This window comes from Sneathiella aquimaris (genome assembly GCF_026409565.1).
GTDB classification, from domain to species: Bacteria; Pseudomonadota; Alphaproteobacteria; order Sneathiellales; family Sneathiellaceae; genus Sneathiella; species Sneathiella aquimaris.
In genome coordinates this window covers 1,694,264-1,714,782 of sequence record NZ_CP112881.1, presented here as the reverse complement: position 1 = coordinate 1,714,782, position 20,519 = coordinate 1,694,264, and the positions used below count along the sequence as shown (strand labels likewise).

Below are 20,519 nucleotides of genomic sequence, written 5' to 3'. Positions count from 1 at the left end.
AAGTGACCTTGAAAAGGATTTCAATCAATGACGTCTTTTAAAATCAAAAAATAAAAACCTGCCGCAGATCGAGAGAAATAGAATATCGCTGCCCCTCTTCAGGTCGCAAAATACTGGCCGCACGGGCGACAACAGAATGCCCTGTGTCCAACTCCAGATCGATCAGGCTGAACGGGCCCAGATTTCGGATCCTCCCCACCACAGCCGACGGATGCGCCGTATCCGTGACAGGACCAAGGCGAATTGCCTCAGGGCGAACATACACACTGACAATTCCCTTCTGGGATTGCCCCTCAGCCAGCGGGATATCACCGAGGCCCGTTTGAACAACCTCTCCCTTAACCTGACCAGAAACCTTGTTTACGTCCCCAAGAAATGACGCAACGAATTCACTATTTGGCTGACTGTAGAGTTCAGCAGGTGTCCCCTGTTGTTCTATTCGCCCATTCTTCATCAGGACGATCCGGTCAGCCATTCTCATTGCTTCTTCCGGATCATGGGTTACAAGCATCACCGATGCGCCGCTTTCTTTCAACAATGCAAGCGTTTCATCCCGTACAGAATTTCTAAGCACGACATCCAAGCCCGAAAACGGCTCATCCATCAGGATGATTTTCGGATTGGGTGCCAGTGCCCGGGCAAGCGCTACACGCTGCTGCTCGCCGCCGGAAAGAGTATGCGGGTAATCATCTGCCGATCCCGCAAGAGCCAGTTTTTCAAGGATCCGGGTGGCAATTGCTTTTTTGGAAGCCGCCGACATGCCATCCAGACCAAAAGTCACATTGTCCTGAACAGTCAGGTGAGGAAACAAGGCGTAATCCTGAAACACCAGTCCAACCCGGCGCTCTTCGGCGCCAATAAAAAGTCCCTCTCCCGCAACCTGTGTACCATTGATAAACACATTTCCCTGATCCGGTTTCTCCAATCCAGCGGCAAGCCGTAGCGTTGTCGATTTACCGCACCCTGAAGGCCCCAAGAGACACACGATTTCCCCTTCACGCACTTCAAGTTTTTCGATCTGAACGAAAAAGTTCAGATTGTTGTAGTGCTGCAGATTATCGATTACCAGATTACTCATAAATCAGGACCTTAACTTTCCAGCCCAGCGGCCTGTCCGGGACGCGACCGACTGATGGCCCGGCTTAAAATAATGACAGGAAGGACACCCACCAAAACAATGGCGAGCGACGGGCCAGCGGCTTCAGCCAACCGTTCATCCGATGCCAGTTCATACGCGCGGACAGCCAACGTTTCAAACCCGAAGGGACGCATGATCAGGGTTGCTGGCAGCTCCTTCATCACATCCACAAAAACCAGTAATAAAGCCGTCATTAGGCTTCCAGAAATAATCGGAACATGTACCCGCCAGATTGCCTGTAAACCGGTAACCCCCATTGTCCGGGCTGCCCGGTCCATGTTCGGCGTTACCTTTTCAACACTGGATTCGACCGTATTCATGGAAACAGCAAGGAAGCGGACCACATAGGCAAACATCAACGCGAAGAGCGTGCCACTCAAAATCAGGCCAGTGGAAATACCGAACTGACTACGGAAAAAACCATCCACGGCATTATCGGCAAATCCAAACGGGATCAGGATACCAACAGCCAGAACAGGCCCGGGAATAGCATATCCCATAGCCGCGATGCGCACGGTCAGCGTCTTTATGAAGGTTGTGTTTTTCGGACCGCCCTGTCGTTTTGAATAGACAAGCAGCATAGAGATCACAAGCGCGGCGACACTTGCCAGCGCAGCAACAATAATACTGCTTCCTGCCAAAACAGGAAAATGCGAATTCAAAATGCTTTCCGGAAAAGAAAGGCTTGCATTGAGAAGCCAGCCTGACGGTAACAGAAATCCGAAAAAGATCGGCATGAAACAAACAATGAAGGCCGTTATCCGCTTTCCGCCGGTTAAACCCTTGCGGCGTATTTCCTGATACCGCCCTGTTGTTTGGAAGTATTTTTTCTTTCCCCGATTTACCCGTTCCAGAACAACCAGCAAAAAGACAAAGCCCATTAGCATTGCCGCCAGTTGGGCCGCCGCCGGTGCTTCGCCCATCCCAAGCCAGGTGCGGTATATTCCGGTGGTAAAGGTATCAACCGCAAAATATTGAACTGTCCCAAAATCACTCAGCGTTTCCATCAATGCCAACGCCAACCCCGTAACGATGGCAGGCCGGGCAAGGGGCAAGGCGATTTTGAAGAACAGAGCTATCGGTCCTTTGCCCAACGTACGCCCGACTTCTAGTGCACAAATGGATTGTTCCAGAAACGCGGCGCGGGCGACAAGATACACATAAGGGTATAGAACAAGCCCCAACATAAGAATTGCCCCACCAATACTTCTGACAGGTGGAAACCAGTAATCCTGCCGTCCCCAGTCAAACACGTCGCGCATGAAGCTTTGAACGGGACCGGCAAAATCAAACATTCCAGTATAGGTGTACGCGATAATATAGGCGGGCATTGCCAGTGGGAGGAACAGAGCCCAGCTGAACAGTTTTCGCGCCGGAAAATCATACATGGTCACCAGCCAGGCTGTCGAAACGCCAATACTTAACACCAGCACCGCAACACCTAAGGCCAGAATGACGGTATTCATCAGATAAACAGGAAGAACCGTCGAAGCCAAATGGCCCCAAATATCGTCAAAAGGTACGAATAAGAAGCCAAAAATGACCACGACAGGGATTGAGACAAGAGCCGCAACCAGCATGGAAAAGGCCGCACTGGACCAACGGCCCCACGGCAGACGGCGCCCTTTATCAGACGATAAACTATATGGCTGATCGGCTAAGGCCAAACTATACGCTCTCTTATACCAGTTTCATGATAAGCCCTGAATAAGCCCCCCGGCCCGTTCTGTAAATAATAATCAGTCGCAGAGGCGACAATTCGTCACTGTTGGAGGATAAAAAATCTTTTTGAATTGCCACAATCCATCTGATACCCCTATCGTCACGAAATGGACAGATTGGTCGTATGCTCGGAGAATAGTGGAGATACAGCATGCAGCAGAACGAGCCCAGAGTAGGTTGCGGTGCCTATATTCAGGATATAAACAAGAAAGTCCTTCTGGTTAAGCGGCGCCGGGATCCTGAAGCTGGTTCTTGGGGATTTCCGGGTGGTAAGGTTGATTTCGGTGAGACAACCAAACAGGCCACGATCCGTGAAATCAAAGAAGAACTTGGCCTTCGTATAGAAGTAAGGGGCCTTGCTCATCTCGTGGAATTTATCGACACACAGAACCGGGAACACTGGCTTGCCCCGGTTTACCACGCATCCATACAGGCGGGCACCCCGCTGATCAAGGAACCCGAAGCCATTGCGGAACTTAAATGGTTTGACCTGTCGGCCCTGCCGAACCAACTGACCGAGGCAACCCGGCAAACTCTGAACCCGACCCCGGTGGATTAATCCTCCTCTTCCTCAATGTCACGGCGGGGCTCGCTCTCTCCCCCCACAAGGTCGTCAAACAGCCCGGAAGGCTCTGTCGTGAGCAATCCAGCCGCCCGCAACTCATCGAAGCCGGGCAGATCGCGTATGTCGTCCAAACCGAAATGGATCAGGAATTCTTCTGTAATACCATACGTAACCGGTTTTCCCGGAGTGCGGCGGCGCCCGCGCGGGCGGATCCAGCCTGCGTCAAACAAAACATCCATTACGCCGCGGCTAAGGCCAACACCCCGAATTTCTTCGATTTCACTTCTTGTAATCGGTTGATGATACGCAATAATGGCCAACGTTTCTAACGCGGCCCGGCTTAATTTACGGGTTTTTTCTTTCTCATCCTGCAATAACCAGGACAAATCAGAAGCGGTCAGGAACGTCCATTTCCCGGCAACTTTTACCAGGTTAAATCCTTTATGTTCATAGTGCCGCTGAATAACCTCCAATACGCCCATGATATCGGCATCTTCAGGCAAACGAGCGGCAATATCCACTTCACTTAACGGTGCCTTAGCCGCGAAAAGAAGCGCTTCTGCCATGCGGACATGATCTGGATTTACACTCATTCATCCCTCCCCTCTTTTCTCGAACGGACCCGAATGGGGCCAAAGGTTTCAGATTGCTGTAATTCAAGATACCCTTCCTTGACCATTTGCAAACTGGCCAACAGGGTTGATGCTTCTGCCGAGCGCAGCGCAAACGGGTCTTTCAACCCTTCAGGTAAATAGGCTTTTAACTCTGTCCATTCAGGCAGGGTTCCCAGCATTCGTTCCAATCTTTCAAGGGCAGCTTCAACGGTAAAAACCGTATCCCGCATCAGTCTCAATGGATTTCGAATGCCCTTTCGGTCTTCATGGGCGGCATAGGCTTGCAACAGTTCCATCAGACTACAATCATATTTGGAATGACGAATAACAGTGACCCCTTCAGCCTGCATCCGCTTCATCCTATCCCGGCCCGTCAAAGTCCCATTGATCAGTTTTTCGGCCGCGCCCCGCATGGCCTCAAGTTTCTTCAGTTGAAAAGCAAGCCTTTCAGCCATCTCCGCGCCGCTCGGGCCTTCTTCATCTTCTTGCGGAATAAGCAAACGGGATTTCAAAAACGCGAGCCATGCTGCCATTACTAGATAGTCGGCAGCAATTTCCAGCCGTAACTTTTGCAGCTCCTCAATAAACGCCAGATACTGTTCCGCTAGTTCCAGAATAGAGATTTTCAGCAAATCCACTTTCTGGTCTCGCGCCAGAACCAGCAAAACATCCAGCGGTCCTTCATACCCTTCCAAATCGACGACAAGGGCGTTGGTTGGGCGGTCCGGCCGCTCATCCTCCTGAAATTCTGATCCTTTATCGAATAATCCCTGCGGTTTTTTCATGAGCCCTCTAATCTGCTCTGATAAAAAACCTTAGCCGAGACCAGCCAACTTGGCAATTGCGGACACAACAAATGAAATCGGACCGCTCATCACCCAGCCAATTGGGTTAAATTCCATGCCCAAACTTCTACTGACCATTGGCAGAAGAATAATCAACCCGATTAAAATCAAAAAGCCGAACCGTTCCAATCGTGCCAAAGGAATGGCAAGAAAATTTGGAAGAATGCCAACCGCTACCCGCCCGCCATCAAGCGGCGGAATGGGCAGCAGGTTAAAAACGCCCAAGACCACATTCAAGACGATGCCATTTCGCTGATTTTCGATCACCCAAAGTGCAACATCATCCGGCAATAAGGGCAACAGGTGAATGGATAAGGCAAAGAGGAAGGCAAGCACGAAGTTCATACCCGGACCGGCCAATGCAACCAGAACCATATCCCGCCGAGGCTTATTCAAGGCACGGAAATTAACCGGAACAGGTTTCGCATAGCCAAACAGAAAGGGGGCCTTCAATAAAAGCAGCATTCCGGGGATTAACACAGTACCAACGGGATCAATATGCTTAAAAGGGTTAAGGGTTACCCGACCCATTGCTTTTGCCGTCCCGTCCCCCAATTTCCAGGCTGCAAAGGCGTGTCCGGCCTCGTGCAACGTTATCGCCAGCAGAGCAGGGATCAACCAGACGGAGACCTGATACAAAATCGCTTCAATATTCATAAATTAGTTTACCAACTCTAAAAGATGATCCAGTCGCGCCTTCATCTGTGATGATGAGAACGTGTCTTGGGGAGGAGGCTGGATCATTGATTGCGCCGCGTGATACCGTTTCAGAGACGCGTCTTGCAGGGGACCGCAAGCCTGCGCCACTGACTTCATTTCGTCCAGCTTGCCTGAACAATGTAACACCACATCCACGCCCGCTTCCAGCGCCCGTTCCGCCCGTTTTTCCAAAGGACCGTCCAGCGCGTTCATATTCAGGTCATCCGTCAGAAGAAGCCCGTCAAACCCGATTTGATTTCGAATAATGTCAGTGACCACTTTTGCAGATTGCGTAGCGGGCCGTTCTGGATCGATCTGCTTGAAAACGATATGCGCCGTCATCCCCCAGGGACTATGTCCCAATTGTTTGAAAGGGGCGAAATCAGTGGATACCAGTTCTTCTATCCCTGCATCCACCACAGGTAACTCCAAGTGGCTGTCGACGGTTCCGCGCCCATGACCGGGTATATGTTTTATGACTGGAATGATACCATTTTCGATAAATTCCAAAGCCACGACCGCACCAAGCTTTGCAACGATATTCGGATCCGCGTGAAACGACCGGTCCCCAATAACCGAAGAGGTGACGGGTAACGCCAGATCAAGACAGGGAGAACAATCAACAGTGATGCCGACCCCGTTCAAATCGTCACAAATAAGGGCCGTTGCCAGCCGGCACGCCTCTATTCCTTTTGCTGCATCCAAATCATACAACTGCCCCAACAATCCGAACGCAGGTGCTTCAAACCAGTGCGGAGAACGCAACCGTTGAACCCGGCCTCCCTCCTGATCCAACAGAACCGGCGCGTCTGCCCGACCGACAGACGCTCGCAGGGCGTTGACAAGGGCCCGAACCTGTTCCGGATTGTCTATGTTTCTGGCAAATAGAATAAAACCAAGCGGTTTCTCGCTTGCAAAAAATTCCTTTTCCTGAGCCGTGAGAACGAGCCCTTCACATGAAAAAATGACCGACTTCACATCTTTCATATCAGTTCTTTGCAACGAGACAGTCCTGCTTTTCTGCCTTGAGATCCGCACATAATTTACCAGCAGATGCTTTGTCAGCAAAGGCGCCTACCTGCAGTCTATAGAACAGACCTTTTCCTTTAACCTCTGCTTCCTGAACCCGATGCGGGATCCCTCGCAAAAGTCCTTCATGGGCTTTCTGGAAACGCTGCCAGGCTATTTCAGCCGCATCGGTCGATCGAAACGCCCCTAACTGAACACGAAATTCAATGTCTTCCGGGCGCAGTTCCTTAGCCGGTTCAGGTTTCTCAGCGACGGCCGTTTTTGCTTCTGGCTCTGGCTCTGGTTTGGTGGGCTTCGGGGCCTCTTTCACAACAGGGGCTTTCGCCACCTCTTTAGCAGTGTCTAATTCTGGGACGTCAGCGACCTTGGCATCGGTCACCGATTTTGGTGCCTCCATTGCTTTGCTGGTATTCGCAGCCGGTGCCGTATTGTCTGTCGTCTTGGGCGCGTCTACTGCCGCCACCGACTCGTTTAGTTTTTTCTTTAGCTCTGTTGCCGCCTTGGAGGCCTGAGCCGCAGCAAGAGCCGCTGCCTCTTCAGCTTGTTTCTGAGCAATCTCTGCTTTCGACATTAATGTCTCAGACTGTTTATCCGCTTTGGCTTCTGCACTTTCAGTCTCGCTTTCGGAAATATCAACCGGGGCAGGCTCTGGAATAGCGCTCTCTGGCGGTGACATCAGGGTCTCCACCTTTTCTTCTTCTTTTTCATTTTCCAGAACACTAAAAACCTTCTTATCCTGATGCGGAATATCCATTCCCCCTTTATCTTCGGGGATGGTTTTTACAGGTGAGGTATCCGCGGTAACGATAGGTGGGGCCAGTTGCACTCCTTTTTTGACACCCTGGTCATAAGCGTACCAGATTCCGATGCCAAAACCGACGACAATCACAACCGTCAGCGCGCCGCCGATCAGCTTCCAGCGGTTAAATGAGGGAATATCCTCGTCGTCGTAAAAAGCATCATCGTCATCGTCAAAATTATAGTTATCACTCACCTAGACAAACTCCTCTAAGATGTCGAAATCAACAAGGCCCAGCCCTTCACAGATCAATCGGTCAACGGCCCGGAACAACAATTGGCGGCCTCCGCCCTTCTCCGTTTCCATCAAATAATCAGTGGATTGTGGTCTTTCCTTTTCAACCAGTGCAAAAAATAGCAGGGTTAGGTCCTGCAGGAAAGAGAACAGATGGAGCATATCTCTTTTTTCCCACGTTTGAACAGCAATGTCCGGCCAATCACAGACCATTTTCAATATTTGTTTTTCGTGTCGTTGGTTCAGTTCAAAGGAACTGTCAGAAATGGGATGAAGCAACTGACCGTCTGCAGAAACCTTCTCTACCCGGGCCAGCATGGATCGAATTCGGGCATGGGCATAGGGCAGACTAAAAACCGGATTATCGTAACTGGCATCAATCGCCAATACAGGGCTGAAATTGACGGAAAAATCTGGCGCGTTAGAAAGCACGGCCAGTCTGGTTCGGGCCAATCCGCATTTTGCGATCGCCGCTTGCGCCGGAAATCCTGCCTGCTGCGACTCCTGACCCGGGACTGTCACTAGCTGACAGTCCAGCTTGACGGCCAGTTGCCCAAGGGCCTCAGCATTCCAGACCCGACGCGCGTTGGTAAGACCCTCTGAATTTTGCGGAACCTCTACCTTCTGATGCCGACCCTTCAGGGTCGTCGCGGCACTTAGTTCGAACGCCTTGAAATCATTTAACAGGCCCACTACGCGGTCGAACCAGTAGCTCGGCTTAATCGTGATGTTCAAATAACCATTTGACGCAACATCAACCGACTGAACAAAAGTAAGCCCTTTAAGTGGTTCGATGAACAAGGCGGCATGGTCCTCCCCCTTAAGGTCTTCTTCCTGTGCAAAAAGCATAAGACAATTGCTGCATAAATCACCGAAACCCTCATTTGACGGCGGGCGAAGCTTGAGATCAGCTAAACGGTCCGGTTCCATTTTACCGTCTGAAATCAGCTTTAAAAATACCGTTTCCAGGATGCGACGGATAGACGACGTGTGGTTTTCGCTCATATTCCCAATTCTGCGCAAATGTGTTACGATTGACAAATCCAATCAGGATTAATACATGATTAGAGGTCAGGGTCCAAACCTGATACAACTAAGATGTAAAAATCGTTGTCTGTCACTTTATTTTGGAAGCAATATTAATGTTTGCACCACAAACAACTGAACCGCCCGTCAAATTGTCCGATAGCGCGGCATTGCGGATCAATGCTATTGTCGACGAAATGAAATCTGAAAAAAACATGCTCCGGGTTGCCGTCGATGGAGGCGGATGCTCAGGTTTTCAGTATAGCTTTGACCTGGAAGACACAAAAAATCCGGATGACGTGGTTGTCGAAAATCAAGGCGCGACCCTTCTGGTGGATAGTGTCTCCCTGCTATATCTTGCAGGGGCCGAAATTGATTATGTCAGTGACCTGATCGGTGCCTCTTTCCAAATCAAAAACCCCAATGCAACGGCGTCCTGTTCCTGCGGGTCTTCTTTCTCGGTTTAAGAAGTCCACAATATCAATTTGCATTCATCGCTAAAAGCCGTCATCAATAACGGCAGAATTTGCTTTTTTGATATAAATGGGACCGCCTAATGAAAATCGCCAGTTGGAACATCAATTCAGTTAAAGCACGCCTGCCCCGTCTGGTTGATTACCTGCAGGATGAAGCCCCTGATGTTGTCTGCCTTCAGGAACTTAAGGCAATCGACGAGATGTTTCCTCGCGAAGAGGTTGCTGAACTGGGATACAATATCGAAACCCATGGGCAAAAAACCTATAACGGCGTTGCAATTCTTTCCAAATTTCCGATCGAAGACGTGATGCGTGGCCTTCCGGGAAACGATGCTGACGAGCAATCCAGATATATTGAAGCCACAATCAATGGCGTACGGGTCGCCTCCATATATCTACCGAACGGAAATCCGGTCGATACTGAAAAATTCCCTTATAAACTTGAATGGATGGACCGCCTGATTGCCCGTGCCAATACGTTATTGTCGTGGGAGGAGCCTGTTGTGCTTGCCGGCGATTATAACATCATCCCGCAAGATGAAGATTGCTACGACCCCAAAGCGTGGGAGGGGGATGCCCTGACCCAACCGGAAAGCCGTGCGCGCTTCAGGCATCTTCTGAATATGGGATATGCCGATGCGTTCCGGACCTGGACACGTGATGTTAATTATACCTACTGGGATTATCAACGCGGTGCCTGGCAAAAAGACAATGGTATCCGGATTGACCACCTGCTTCTTTCCGCAGAAGCCACTGACAGGCTTAAAAATGTTGGTATTTCCAAAGGTCCTCGCGGGAAGGAAAGACCCTCCGATCACACCCCGATCTGGATAGAATTATCGACGAATTGACGTTATGACATTTATTTGGATTTTTAACTGACCATTAGTAAATAGTTAGGATAAAATAGGATAAACATAACAATAACCTGTATTACAGGACGTAAATCTAATTCAGTCTGGGGCGTAAATTAAGTGACTAGTAACTGGGATGAAAATCTCGCACTGACATGTTTTGGTTATTTGGATCAAGGCGTTCTTGTCATTTGCTCAGAATTAAGGGTTGCGTTCAGCAATGAACGGTTTTGTGAATTACTCGAACTTCCGCGCTATCTTGGTATCCCCGGTGTTCCGATAGGCGATATCTTCAGATATAATGCAAAACGGGGTGAATATGGACCGGGCGATATTGAAGATCTGGTTCAGGAACGGATAGATTTGTGCCGGCTGATGGTACCCCACTCTTTTGAGCGCACACGCCCGGACGGTCTGGTCCTGCAAATTGATGGATCACCGCTTCCCAATGGCGGTATGATCTCGACTTATACTGACATCACGGAAATTTCAAATTCTCGTAAAGCATTGGAAAATGCCAACGAGATCCTGGACTTTCGGGTTCAGCAACGAACCCAGCAATTGGCCGTTCGTGAACAGGAGCTGTCTGAAAAGGCCACAGCACTGGAAACAATCATGACCAGTGTAGAAACTGGTTTAGCGCTGTTTGATAAAGATCTCCGGCTTGTTGCTTGTAATGACAATTTCATCAAACTTCTAAACTATCCCAATTCGCTCAACGTTCCCGGCACACCAATCCGAAAATTTTTCGAATATAATGCCCAAAGCGGAGAATACGGGGTTGGCGACCAATCCGAGCAAGTCGAAAAATACATGGAGATTGCCCAGTCAGCAGTTCCCTTTACGACAATTCGCCATCGGAAAGATGACCGCCACATTAAAATAACGGCCCAACCGACAACCGACGGGTTAGTTATCTGTTACACTGACGTTACGGAACAAACCCATGCTGAAAATATTTTGCGGCATAACAATGAGATCCTCGAAGAACGGGTAGAAGCCAGAACATCAGAACTGAAAGCCGCCAAAGAGGTCGCTGAAAAAGCCAGCCAGTCCAAATCGCAGTTTCTTGCAAATATGAGCCACGAACTCCGAACACCTTTAAATGCTATTATTGGCTTTTCAGAGCTTCTGATGATGGACGATTACACCATGCTCGAAAAGGAAAAACGAGCTGAATATGCGGGTGACATCAATTCTGCCGGCACGCACTTGCTTCAGGTGATCAACGATATTCTCGATGTTGCAAAAATCGAAGCCAACCAAATCAATTTGTTAGAACAGGATCTAGACCTGAAATCAGTTGTAAAGTCATGTCTTCAGATGGTTTCTGTCGATGCAAAAAACCGAGAAATACAACTGGAAACGGATATCCCTAAAGACCTGCCTATAATTATTGGGGATCCTACTCGGATTAAACAAATCATAGCGAACCTTTTGTCCAATTCTGTCAAATTTACCGATTCAAAAGGCAGGATCAAAGTACAAATCGAAATTTGTGACGACAAATCTATCTCCATCAACGTTCTGGACAACGGCATCGGAATAGCCAAAAAAGACCTAAAACACGTGCAAACACAATTTGGGCAGGTTCAATCGTCATACAACCGAAATCATCAGGGAACAGGTCTGGGTCTGAGCCTTGTGAGGTTATTGACGGAAGCACATGGCGGACAATTTCTACTAAAAAGCGAAATCAACAAGGGAACAACAGCCTCCGTTGTTTTCCCAGCCAGTAGAACTAAAATACTCGTATCCTGACCGAATAGTCCATATAGACCAAAAAAATATTCCTTTTTATTCAGAATAAATTTATATTAGAGGCCTTATATATCCTGTTGTTATGGTCTTTAATATGTTGCTGACGTCCAGTTCCAGTCAAATATCTGAAATTGTAAGCCAAGGTTACAATTACTGGATGTCTTGTAGAGGCGATAGGGAAATGCCCCGTTGGTCAGACATTGATCCGGCACAATTCAAACCCCTGCTCCCATCTGCAATCGTCACTCATGTCCTTCGGGATCCACTTGATTTTGTTGAGATGATTACGGGTGAGAATATTCTGGAACGTAGCAATAGCAATAGCATGCGACGAAACTGGCGGAACTTTCCCGGTCGCGAACCAGGTAGTAAAATCTGGGAGGCGTTTGAAAAAATCGTGGTCACCAAAACTGCTAATTTCAGCGAAATCCCTTATGTCGGACCGCACAAAGAATTCTTGAAAGTTCATACCGTAAGCTGCCCCATTTCCAACGATGGTGAGACCGTAAACAAAATACTGTCCTTTGTTGATTATGTCAGTCAAACAGATGAGGATCTTGAAAAAGAGGTTGCTTCCAACTCGACCAATTCCCTCAATTATCGGCCCGGCCTTTAACCCTTATTGCGTTCAATAAACTACCTCGCTAAACTCTCGGCTGTGATATAATCGGGGCCTTTTTAATGATTTCCGTATCAATACGCACAGATGATTTTAATCGCTGGCAAGACTTGCTGACCTTAATACAAAAATCTTATGCCTATATGGCAACCCGTATTGACCCTCCCTCCTCAATGCACAGGCTGACAGCTGAAAGTCTTGAGGCAAAGTCCCGAACAGAGACACTGTTTATCGCATTCGAAGAGAGCCGACTGGTCGGATGCGTTTTCTTGAAAGAAGAGGCAACAAATTTCTATCTTGGAAAATTGGCTGTCGATCCAGATCTTCAAGGAAAGGGGATCGGTTCCATGCTGATTACGGCCTGTATTGAATTTGCCCAGCAAGCCGGGAAACCAGACATTGAATTGGAAGTCCGAATTGAACTCACCGAAAATCAGGCATTATTCTCACGCCTGGGCTTTACAAAAACCGGAGAAAACTCGCATGCTGGTTACAACCGGGCAACAAGTATCGTGATGCTAAGAAAAGGAACAGTATGACACGCGACGAATTCGATCTTTTTTGCAGCCAGCTATCCGCCACTACAAATGTCATACAGTGGGGAAATGCAAGTGTCTGGAAAGTTGGCGGGAAGATCTTCGCCATCTGCTCCCACTGGGGCCCCGGAGAAAACCAAAAAATCTCATTTAAATGCAAAGACTTATCTTATTCCATTTTGATTGAACAAGAGGGTATCATTCCTGCCCCCTATCTCGCGCGCGCGAAATGGGTTCAACTGACAGATCCCGGCTGCATGTCGGACGACGATATAAAAGTCTATATTGAAGAGGCATGGAAAATTATTTCCAACAAACTGACCAAGGCAAAACAACGTGAACTCGGCCTTACCTGAAGGATGCAGCTCATCCGCTTCATAAGCAACCGCCGTTGATCAAGCCCGTGTCGCCCATTGATCATATCGCTGGCCAAACTCAGCAAAGCGCTCCTGAACCTCATTGCGATCCCACGGAGCCGGCTTTAGCGTTTCTGAATCCCACTGTGTGCGGTCGTTAAAAGGGGACATAAAATCGCCGCCATACACGTGAATGGCCGCTGTTTTCTTGTTAATTGGATTAAGCACGGAATGAATAATATCACGGCCAAGTGTTACCGCTTCTCCCACACCGATGGATTTTCCGCTCACGATTTCGATTTCGCGGTCTTTTTTTCGCCAAAACGCGTTGTCCTCCCGACCAGCATATAACCCGATGATTGCATACATTTTGTGATTATGTGGCGGCACACTCATATAAGGCGGCCAAACCAAATTTATGATGGTCAGACTGTCAGAGTGATAAATCGGTTCAATCCCGGCCTTCTCCGGTGTGCCCAATTCCCGCATAATTGCTGCAGGATCAGAAACCGCCTGCTCCACAACGGCCCTTACTGCAACCTGCCCTTCCTCTGCCGCGCTTTTGCAATCTTCAATAAATTGATCTTTATTAAACATTAAATGTCCTTCCGCCCGATTTCATCGTTATATGAATATAATATAATATAATATTATGATCACTAAATAAATGTCATCTTGCCATCGCCGTTTAGTGGGCGGTTAAGTGTATCCGCCATACAGGCCAGCCCGCCCGCACACAGCCTTTGCGTTGCCAATGTCTCTTATTGTTAAAGGCCAGAGGGATACCTATAGTACGTAAAGAAAATATTGTTTGGGGTATGGGAATAAATGACAAATTACCTGAGTGTGACGCGCTGTGTTTATGATGCAGCCAAGTTTGTCTTTGCACATTTCCTGGATTGCATTTTTCATGTCATCCCTATTTTGTTCCTGGTCTCCATCGTTGCCTGGTTACAGGGTTGGCTGGGTGGTTGGATGATATTGACAGGTAATCTTTTGCAGCCCTTTATCTATGCAATGTTTGCAGTTGCCTGGCATCGCTACTCTGTGCTGCAATCCGAACGACAGAAGAAGTGGTTTAATTACAGGCTGGGAAAACGAGAGTTTAAATTCGGCGCTCTGTCTGTGATATTTACGCTTGGTATGACCAGCCTGGCGGCCGGAATAGGAAAGATCTTTCCGCTTGAAATTGGCCTTCCCTTGTTTTTACTCCTGCTCGTGCCCATTCTTGTAACGGTCATTTTCATTTATCCGGCAATTGCCCTGGATCAACCAATCCAGATCAGGCTTTTCCTGAATAAGGGTGTAAAACTGATCCTTTCCTTCATCATTGCCTTGGTTTTACTCGCCCTCATTGGAACAGTTCTAGGTCTGAGCGCTTTCTTTGTGCTGAAGTTATTGAGCATGATTTTTACGCCAGCGGCCTTAAAGGTCATAATCTTCATTCTGACTAATCTTCTGATAATCCCCCTGCTCCTTGCAATTTCAACAAGTTCTGCCTCATTTTTATATAAACGGGTTATTGGGTTATCCCCTGAGCGGGACGAAGAAAGCCTCCAAAACCTTGATCCTACAGCTTAAACAGACCCTCCGTTAACCGCATAAAAAAGCCCTCTCAAAAGGGAGGGCTTTTTTCGATTATCCTCTGTGGATCAACCGTTATTTCTCAACCTGTCCAACATCGCGAACGGCACCGCGGGCCGCACTGGTTGTCAACGCTGCATAGGCACGCAAGGCCGTCGAAACAACCCGGCTTCTTTTTTCCGTTGGTTTCCACGCAGCTGGGCCCTTAGCCTCCATTTTAGCGCGGCGCGCATCCATATCGGCATCTGAAATCGCAAGGTTGATCGTCCGGTTTGGAATATCGATTTCGATTGTATCCCCTTCTTCCACCAGACCGATATTGCCTCCCTCCGCCGCCTCTGGAGATGCATGACCAATGGACAGGCCGGATGTACCTCCAGAAAAACGACCATCCGTCAGCAAAGCACAGGCTTTACCCAGCCCTTTCGATTTAAGGTAAGAGGTCGGATAGAGCATTTCCTGCATACCGGGACCGCCTTTTGGACCTTCGTATAAGATAACGACCACATCGCCTTCTTTGATCTGATCCCCTAGAATGGCTTGAACCGCGCTATCCTGACTTTCAAAAATGCGGGCTGGCCCTGAGAATTTCAGGATACTTTCATCCACACCCGCTGTTTTAACGATACAGCCTTCATGTGCGATGTTGCCATACAGAACAGCAAGACCACCATCCTGACTAAAGGCATTTTCCTTCGTTCGGATACAACCATTTTCACGGTCTGTATCCAGATCAGGATACCGTTTGGATTGACTAAAGGCTTCTGTTGTTCGAACACCGCCCGGACCCGCACGATAAAATTCCTGAACCGTATTGCTGCGCGTTGTTTTCACATCCCACAAATCGAGTGCTTCACCCATCGTTGCACTATGCACCGTCGGTAGCTCGGCATGCAAAAGGCCCGCCCGGTTCAACTCACCCAAAATGGCCATAATACCGCCGGCTCTGTGAACATCTTCCATATGATAATCTTGCGTGCTGGGAGCGACTTTACACAAATGCGGAACCCCGCGGCTTAGGCGATCAATATCTTCCATTGTAAAGTCTATCTCGCCTTCCTGAGCGGCGGCCAATAGATGCAATACAGTGTTGGTGGACCCGCCCATGGCAATATCCAGGGTCATTGCATTTTCAAACGCCTTAAAGCAGGCGATGTCCCGTGGCAACAAACCGGGCTCTTCCATCTCATAATGGCGACGTGTCACATTCACGATTGTTCTGGCCGCATCCAGGAAAAGCTGTTTTCTGTCGCTATGGGTCGCCAGCAGGCTTCCATTTCCGGGCAATGCAAGGCCAAGCGCTTCCGTCAGGCAATTCATTGAATTGGCTGTAAACATACCCGAACAAGATCCGCATGTTGGGCAGGCAGAACGCTCAACCTCTGCAACTTGCTCGTCAGAAATCTCAGGATTACCGGCCTGGATCATCGCATCGATCAGGTCCAGTCCCACTTCCTTGCCATCGGCCATTCCCTTGCCCGCTTCCATTGGTCCGCCAGAGACAAACACAACAGGGATATTCAAGCGCATCGCGGCCATTAACATACCGGGCGTGATCTTGTCACAATTGGAAATACAGACCAACGCGTCCGCGCAATGGGCGTTCACCATATATTCGACGCTGTCCGCAATAATCTCACGGGACGGCAAACTATACAGCATTCCGTCGTGCCCCATCGCGATCCCATCATCCACTGCGATCGTGTTAAACTCTTTGGCAACGCCCCCGCATTTTTCAATTTCACGGGCAACCATCTGGCCAAGGTCTTTCAGATGCACATGGCCCGGCACAAACTGTGTGAATGAGTTGGAAATTGCAATAATCGGCTTTTCAAAGTCGTTATCCTTCATTCCAGTGGCACGCCATAACGCACGTGCACCCGCCATGTTGCGTCCCTGTGTGGACGTCTTTGATCTATATTGGGGCATTATTTTTCCTTCGGCCAGATCCGCTAACTCATACACCTTACCTAACGCGTTCCCCAAAACAGAGCAAGTAGATAACTCAACTGAACCGCCCTGTATGGCCACTCAAAATAATCGAAAACAACCTATGCTTGTATTTCTTGACGCAATCACTATCTGAAAGAAAAGTAGCCGTATTTAGTCAGTAAGGATTTCACGATGCAATGTCAGGGTAGAACACGCACCGGATACCGATGCCGCAATCGTTCGCTTAACGGAGAGCTTTTCTGCGACATCCATATGAGGGTCAATCACAGCCACAATCTAACACTTCTGATCCCCCTTCTATTATCCGCGTTGGCCGGGTATTTCTTTTTTTTCGGATTGGTGTTCAACACGGCCATTTTTAGCATCTTCGATATCAATTACCTGACATTCGCAGGCATTGAGGACTTATTCCTGAATATGCTTCGGTTCGGGGGCCTGACAACACTGTCTCTTATAATTCTTTGGGTAGGATACTGCACCCTGCTGTTTGTGCTATTCAGTCTTCTACTGGTTTATCAGATGATTAAAGCCACCATGTCAGATGCCCTTTCTGTCACGGAACGACTGAAGTTGATCGGTCTTAGTATCGCTGTCTTTTTTCTGAACAGCCTTGTCATGCTTGTGGTTCGGTTTCCCGCGCGCAATCGTTGGCATCTGAATAGCATGAGCGAAAGACGTGAAGCCTTTGCCCGCTCGCTATTCAACCTGAAGGACAAATCAAAACCGATTGAAATTGCGCGCCCGGTAAAAGCATCCAGAACCCTGTTTCAACAATTTCTCATCTTTCGAAATCTTGGCAATCACCGCTTTTTTGCAACCCTTGTCGTTCTTTTCCTTGTGACAGCCTGGACCACCTACAACGCGGGAAGTGAGGCCCTGTATGCAAGAGCCTGCGCGCTTTCCCTCTCTGCGGACCCTTCGAGCCGCCAGTCGTCCCCCTTTCCATTCCCTGCCCTTATTCTGGAAGAGGACTGTAGGATGGCGGATGGCAATGCATCATCTGTACCGCCAGAGAAAACAGATGTCAGTCTTACCCGGCAGTTTATCACTGGCCTGACCCGTGTGTTTCACTATACACCGGTAACCCTGAAAGCGATTGACGGGCAAATTCGGTTACTGCATCTGGCTTCCACCGCCCGTTTTGACCTGTTCTTTAACGGTGAAAGCGGTCGATCTCTTGCCGTGCCGAGGGGCGCCCTTCAACCATTATACTCGGACCAGAAAAATCAGCGGCCCACCCAGTCGGTCGCCATCATGGAGCGCAATATTCAACGCCTGGAGAGGCAGATTGATCAATCAAATAAAGCCCTTTTTGGTTTGGATCAGATTATGAAAAAAACCAGTCAGGAAATTAAAATCCTGAGCCTTCAACGGGACACACTACCCGGCCATCAAAATGACCTCAGTATCTCTCAAAAAAACTCATCCATTCCGCAGCATTGCTGGGAAACAAAACCGGAATTTGTCATTCCGTTCGTTTCAGGATCCTACAATGTAGAAAATGCAGGCCTGGTCGAAAGCTTATCCCGCCTTGTTTCGAGATACAAAACTGATCGGGAAAAATCGTTGATTGTAACAGGGTATGCGGACCCCTCCGGTGGTCTCGCCTTAAACCTGAGAATATCGGAAAAACGCGCCAGATCAGTGAGCCAGCTCATTGAACAAATGGGTCTTGATAAACATCGGTTGTTTCCTGTGGGAATGGGAATTAGTGAAAGCAGTCACCTCCCTCCCCGGCGGGTAGAAATCAGGGGATGCGACCTGAACTAAGACCTAGTATTTGAAGAGTTTCTTTCTTGCGGGGGCTGAAATTAACCATTAGATTTATCTTCTAAAGAAAAAAATAATATGGAGGAAATCATGAAATTTCTAAAGGCAATTGCCCCCGCAACAGTTGGGCTGTCCATGCTAACGGGCGGCTTAGCCGCCGCAGCGGACTGCACAGCTTCCAAGTGGGGTAAAGAGGATCAAATCGGGTCTGCCAATCTGGTGACACCGGAACGGGTTCTGGAAGCCACGAAACTGATCAAACAGGGAAAGACGCAACCACTTGGTATTGTGATAGACTCTCAAACCCCTGCCTTCCCTCCCCGCGGGCTTAGCCTGCAGGTTGTGCAGCCAAATCAACAAGGCGGACAGCGTTTGTTTGCCTATGAGGGCAGTTACAACGATGACCTGATGCAACTTTGGCTCGGCATTGGATCCCAACTGGACGGATTGGGCCATCTGGGTCAAAACGGCATGTATTACAATTGCAACGAGGAAAAGGACTTTGCCGCCATTACGGGCCTTAAAAAGCTTGGAACGCACAATATGCCACCGATGGTGGGGCGTGGGATCGTTCTTGATATGGCGCAACATTTTGGTATGCCTTTCCTGCCTGCAGGCAAGTTCTTTACAGCCGCCGATATTCAGGCCGCAGCAAAGAGTCAGGGCGTTAAAATTAGTGAAGGGGATGTTGTCCTGTTTCATACAGGCTGGACAGACGCCAAATTTTCGTCAGACCCCACTGCCTGGGCAAGTGCGGAGCCCGGGATCTCTGAAGACGCTGCGGAATGGCTTGCCGCACAGAACGTAATGGCCGTCGGTGCGGACACTTGGGGCGTTGATGTGGTTCCGCCCCAAAAAGAGGGGCGCCCGTTCTGGGGGCATGTCGTTTTATTGAAAGAAAACGGCATATATCTGCTGGAAACCATGAATACTGGCCCTCTGGTGAAAGACGGCGTGACTGAGTTTATGTTTGTACTGGGACAACCGCGCGTCCGCGGTACAGTACAGATGATCATTAATCCGGTTGCCCTTTACTAGCGCGTTCCCCCCAAAAAAAAAGCCCGCTGGTCAGCGGGCTTTTTCTTCTGCATTAACAGCTATCACTCAGCTTTCATATTTGATTTACGGCGCCGGGACAACCAGCCCAAACCGACCATAGCCGCGCCGAAAAGCGCCATTGCAGGTGGCAAAGGAACTGCGGACACTGTTACGCTTGCGATTTTAAAATCATCATTATACCCAATGGCGCCGATACCAAACAGATCGCCTGCCTGAAGCAGCAACCCGGCAAATGTATAGGTATCCGTTGGGTTCGCATCCAAAGAAGCATTAATCAATTCCAGCGTACCGTCATTGTCTGTATCAAAGAAATAGGCAAACTGATCATCTGATGAGTTGTAATTGAAACTGACACTCGTCAGGAAAACATCTTGGGAAAAACTGAAAACCGCAACATCGTCGTGGTTCCAGCCGTCGATTTCGTGATTATCAAGTAATGTGCTGCTGTAAACTGCCAAACCACTTGAATTATATTGGCGGATATACCCGCTATCGACTACATTTCCCCCTGTATATCGACCCGCACTCACGTCCAAACCAATACCATCTTCAGAATAGCTTAATGCACCTGAAGTCCAGCTGGACGTTCCAGATGTAAAGTCAAAAGTGCTAACCGCATGAGCCGCCGTAACGGAAAATAATGCAGCAGCACCCGCTAAAAGCGAGATTACTGTTTTTCTTACCATATCAATACCCCTAGAAAGGACAAGACCGCACAAAGCCTTCGTCCGTTGTTAACCCCTAAACAAACGAATACATACCTACTACGTGAAACAAAAAATGCAGCGAATGACTCAAGACGGGCTGTCTAAAGAGCAAAAAAAAACGACGAAATAAACGTCAACCCTATGTGGGTCCGTGGAGAATTTTTGCACGCCAA

The 20,519-nt window shown here is 48.7% G+C and carries 21 protein-coding genes; 10 read left to right on the top strand and 11 right to left on the bottom strand.

The window, feature by feature from the left end; genetic code table 11:
• Positions 1 to 43: 43 nt before the first annotated feature.
• Together OIR97_RS08030 and OIR97_RS08025 are read right to left on the bottom strand one after the other, a co-directional pair.
• Complete coding sequence (locus tag OIR97_RS08030; RefSeq protein WP_169545084.1) at positions 44 to 1,078, bottom strand: ABC transporter ATP-binding protein; 1,035 nt, start codon at positions 1,076 to 1,078, stop codon at positions 44 to 46.
• Between the two features lie 11 nt (positions 1,079 to 1,089).
• The gene (locus tag OIR97_RS08025) at positions 1,090 to 2,805 is read right to left on the bottom strand and encodes an ABC transporter permease (RefSeq protein WP_219821693.1); all 1,716 of its coding nucleotides are present in this window, start codon (positions 2,803 to 2,805) and stop codon (positions 1,090 to 1,092) included.
• Between the two features lie 206 nt (positions 2,806 to 3,011).
• On the opposite strand from OIR97_RS08025, the gene OIR97_RS08020 reads away from it, so the two are divergent.
• Positions 3,012 to 3,419 (top strand): NUDIX domain-containing protein, encoded by a 408-nt coding sequence (locus OIR97_RS08020; protein ID WP_169545082.1) that lies wholly within the window; start codon positions 3,012 to 3,014, stop codon positions 3,417 to 3,419.
• On the opposite strand, the gene scpB is transcribed toward OIR97_RS08020, so the two are convergent.
• The 6 genes from scpB to OIR97_RS07990 are packed head-to-tail and all read right to left on the bottom strand — an operon-like array spanning position 3,416 to position 8,650.
• Positions 3,416 to 4,018, bottom strand: a complete 603-nt coding sequence (gene scpB / locus OIR97_RS08015) for an SMC-Scp complex subunit ScpB (RefSeq protein WP_169545080.1) — start codon at positions 4,016 to 4,018, stop codon at positions 3,416 to 3,418. The genes OIR97_RS08020 and scpB overlap by 4 nt on opposite strands.
• Positions 4,015 to 4,824, bottom strand: coding sequence for a segregation and condensation protein A (locus OIR97_RS08010; protein WP_169545078.1), 810 nt, complete (start codon positions 4,822 to 4,824; stop codon positions 4,015 to 4,017). The genes scpB and OIR97_RS08010 overlap by 4 nt, the downstream gene beginning before the upstream one ends.
• A 30-nt stretch (positions 4,825 to 4,854) precedes the next feature.
• A complete protein-coding gene (locus OIR97_RS08005) occupies positions 4,855 to 5,541 on the bottom strand; it encodes a site-2 protease family protein (protein ID WP_169545076.1) in 687 nt (228 codons plus the stop codon).
• Between the two features lie 3 nt (positions 5,542 to 5,544).
• Positions 5,545 to 6,570, bottom strand: a complete 1,026-nt coding sequence (gene nagZ / locus OIR97_RS08000; protein ID WP_169545074.1) for a beta-N-acetylhexosaminidase — start codon at positions 6,568 to 6,570, stop codon at positions 5,545 to 5,547.
• A 1-nt stretch (position 6,571) separates the two neighbouring features.
• A complete protein-coding gene (locus OIR97_RS07995) occupies positions 6,572 to 7,606 on the bottom strand; it encodes an SPOR domain-containing protein (protein ID WP_169545072.1) in 1,035 nt (344 codons plus the stop codon).
• On the bottom strand, positions 7,607 to 8,650 hold the full coding sequence (locus OIR97_RS07990) for a DALR anticodon-binding domain-containing protein (protein ID WP_169545070.1): 1,044 nt from the start codon (positions 8,648 to 8,650) through the stop codon (positions 7,607 to 7,609).
• Between the two features lie 137 nt (positions 8,651 to 8,787).
• Here OIR97_RS07990 and erpA point away from each other — a divergent pair, with 137 nt between their 5' ends.
• The 6 genes from erpA (at position 8,788) to OIR97_RS07960 (ending at position 13,273) form a co-directional block, all read left to right on the top strand.
• Positions 8,788 to 9,138: an iron-sulfur cluster insertion protein ErpA gene (gene erpA / locus OIR97_RS07985; RefSeq protein WP_169545068.1), complete on the top strand. Its 351-nt coding sequence runs from the start codon at positions 8,788 to 8,790 to the stop codon at positions 9,136 to 9,138.
• Positions 9,139 to 9,227: 89 nt separating this feature from the next.
• Complete coding sequence (gene xth, locus OIR97_RS07980) at positions 9,228 to 9,998, top strand: exodeoxyribonuclease III (protein WP_169545066.1); 771 nt, start codon at positions 9,228 to 9,230, stop codon at positions 9,996 to 9,998.
• Positions 9,999 to 10,121: 123 nt separating this feature from the next.
• The gene (locus tag OIR97_RS07975) at positions 10,122 to 11,762 is read left to right on the top strand and encodes a PAS domain-containing sensor histidine kinase (protein WP_169545064.1); all 1,641 of its coding nucleotides are present in this window, start codon (positions 10,122 to 10,124) and stop codon (positions 11,760 to 11,762) included.
• Positions 11,763 to 11,943: 181 nt separating this feature from the next.
• A complete protein-coding gene (locus OIR97_RS07970) occupies positions 11,944 to 12,378 on the top strand; it encodes a PAS domain-containing protein (RefSeq protein WP_169545062.1) in 435 nt (144 codons plus the stop codon).
• 65 nt (positions 12,379 to 12,443) lie between these two features.
• Positions 12,444 to 12,920, top strand: a complete 477-nt coding sequence (locus OIR97_RS07965) for a GNAT family N-acetyltransferase (protein WP_169545059.1) — start codon at positions 12,444 to 12,446, stop codon at positions 12,918 to 12,920.
• Positions 12,917 to 13,273, top strand: coding sequence for an MmcQ/YjbR family DNA-binding protein (locus OIR97_RS07960; protein WP_169545057.1), 357 nt, complete (start codon positions 12,917 to 12,919; stop codon positions 13,271 to 13,273). The genes OIR97_RS07965 and OIR97_RS07960 overlap by 4 nt, the downstream gene beginning before the upstream one ends.
• A gap of 39 nt (positions 13,274 to 13,312) precedes the next feature.
• On the opposite strand, the gene OIR97_RS07955 is transcribed toward OIR97_RS07960, so the two are convergent.
• Positions 13,313 to 13,870: a hypothetical protein gene (locus OIR97_RS07955; protein WP_169545055.1), complete on the bottom strand. Its 558-nt coding sequence runs from the start codon at positions 13,868 to 13,870 to the stop codon at positions 13,313 to 13,315.
• A gap of 231 nt (positions 13,871 to 14,101) precedes the next feature.
• On the opposite strand from OIR97_RS07955, the gene OIR97_RS07950 reads away from it, so the two are divergent.
• Positions 14,102 to 14,854, top strand: coding sequence for a hypothetical protein (locus OIR97_RS07950; protein ID WP_169545053.1), 753 nt, complete (start codon positions 14,102 to 14,104; stop codon positions 14,852 to 14,854).
• 78 nt (positions 14,855 to 14,932) lie between these two features.
• On the opposite strand, the gene ilvD is transcribed toward OIR97_RS07950, so the two are convergent.
• Complete coding sequence (gene ilvD / locus OIR97_RS07945; protein WP_169545052.1) at positions 14,933 to 16,786, bottom strand: dihydroxy-acid dehydratase; 1,854 nt, start codon at positions 16,784 to 16,786, stop codon at positions 14,933 to 14,935.
• Between the two features lie 195 nt (positions 16,787 to 16,981).
• On the opposite strand from ilvD, the gene OIR97_RS07940 reads away from it, so the two are divergent.
• Both OIR97_RS07940 and OIR97_RS07935 read left to right on the top strand, forming a co-directional pair.
• Entirely contained in the window at positions 16,982 to 18,580 is a 1,599-nt protein-coding gene (locus tag OIR97_RS07940; RefSeq protein WP_169545051.1) for an OmpA family protein, read from the top strand.
• Positions 18,581 to 18,670: 90 nt separating this feature from the next.
• Positions 18,671 to 19,618: a cyclase family protein gene (locus tag OIR97_RS07935; RefSeq protein WP_169545049.1), complete on the top strand. Its 948-nt coding sequence runs from the start codon at positions 18,671 to 18,673 to the stop codon at positions 19,616 to 19,618.
• 62 nt (positions 19,619 to 19,680) lie between these two features.
• Here OIR97_RS07935 and OIR97_RS07930 read toward each other — a convergent pair whose 3' ends face one another.
• Positions 19,681 to 20,325: a PEP-CTERM sorting domain-containing protein gene (locus OIR97_RS07930; protein WP_169545047.1), complete on the bottom strand. Its 645-nt coding sequence runs from the start codon at positions 20,323 to 20,325 to the stop codon at positions 19,681 to 19,683.
• Positions 20,326 to 20,519 lie beyond the last annotated feature (194 nt).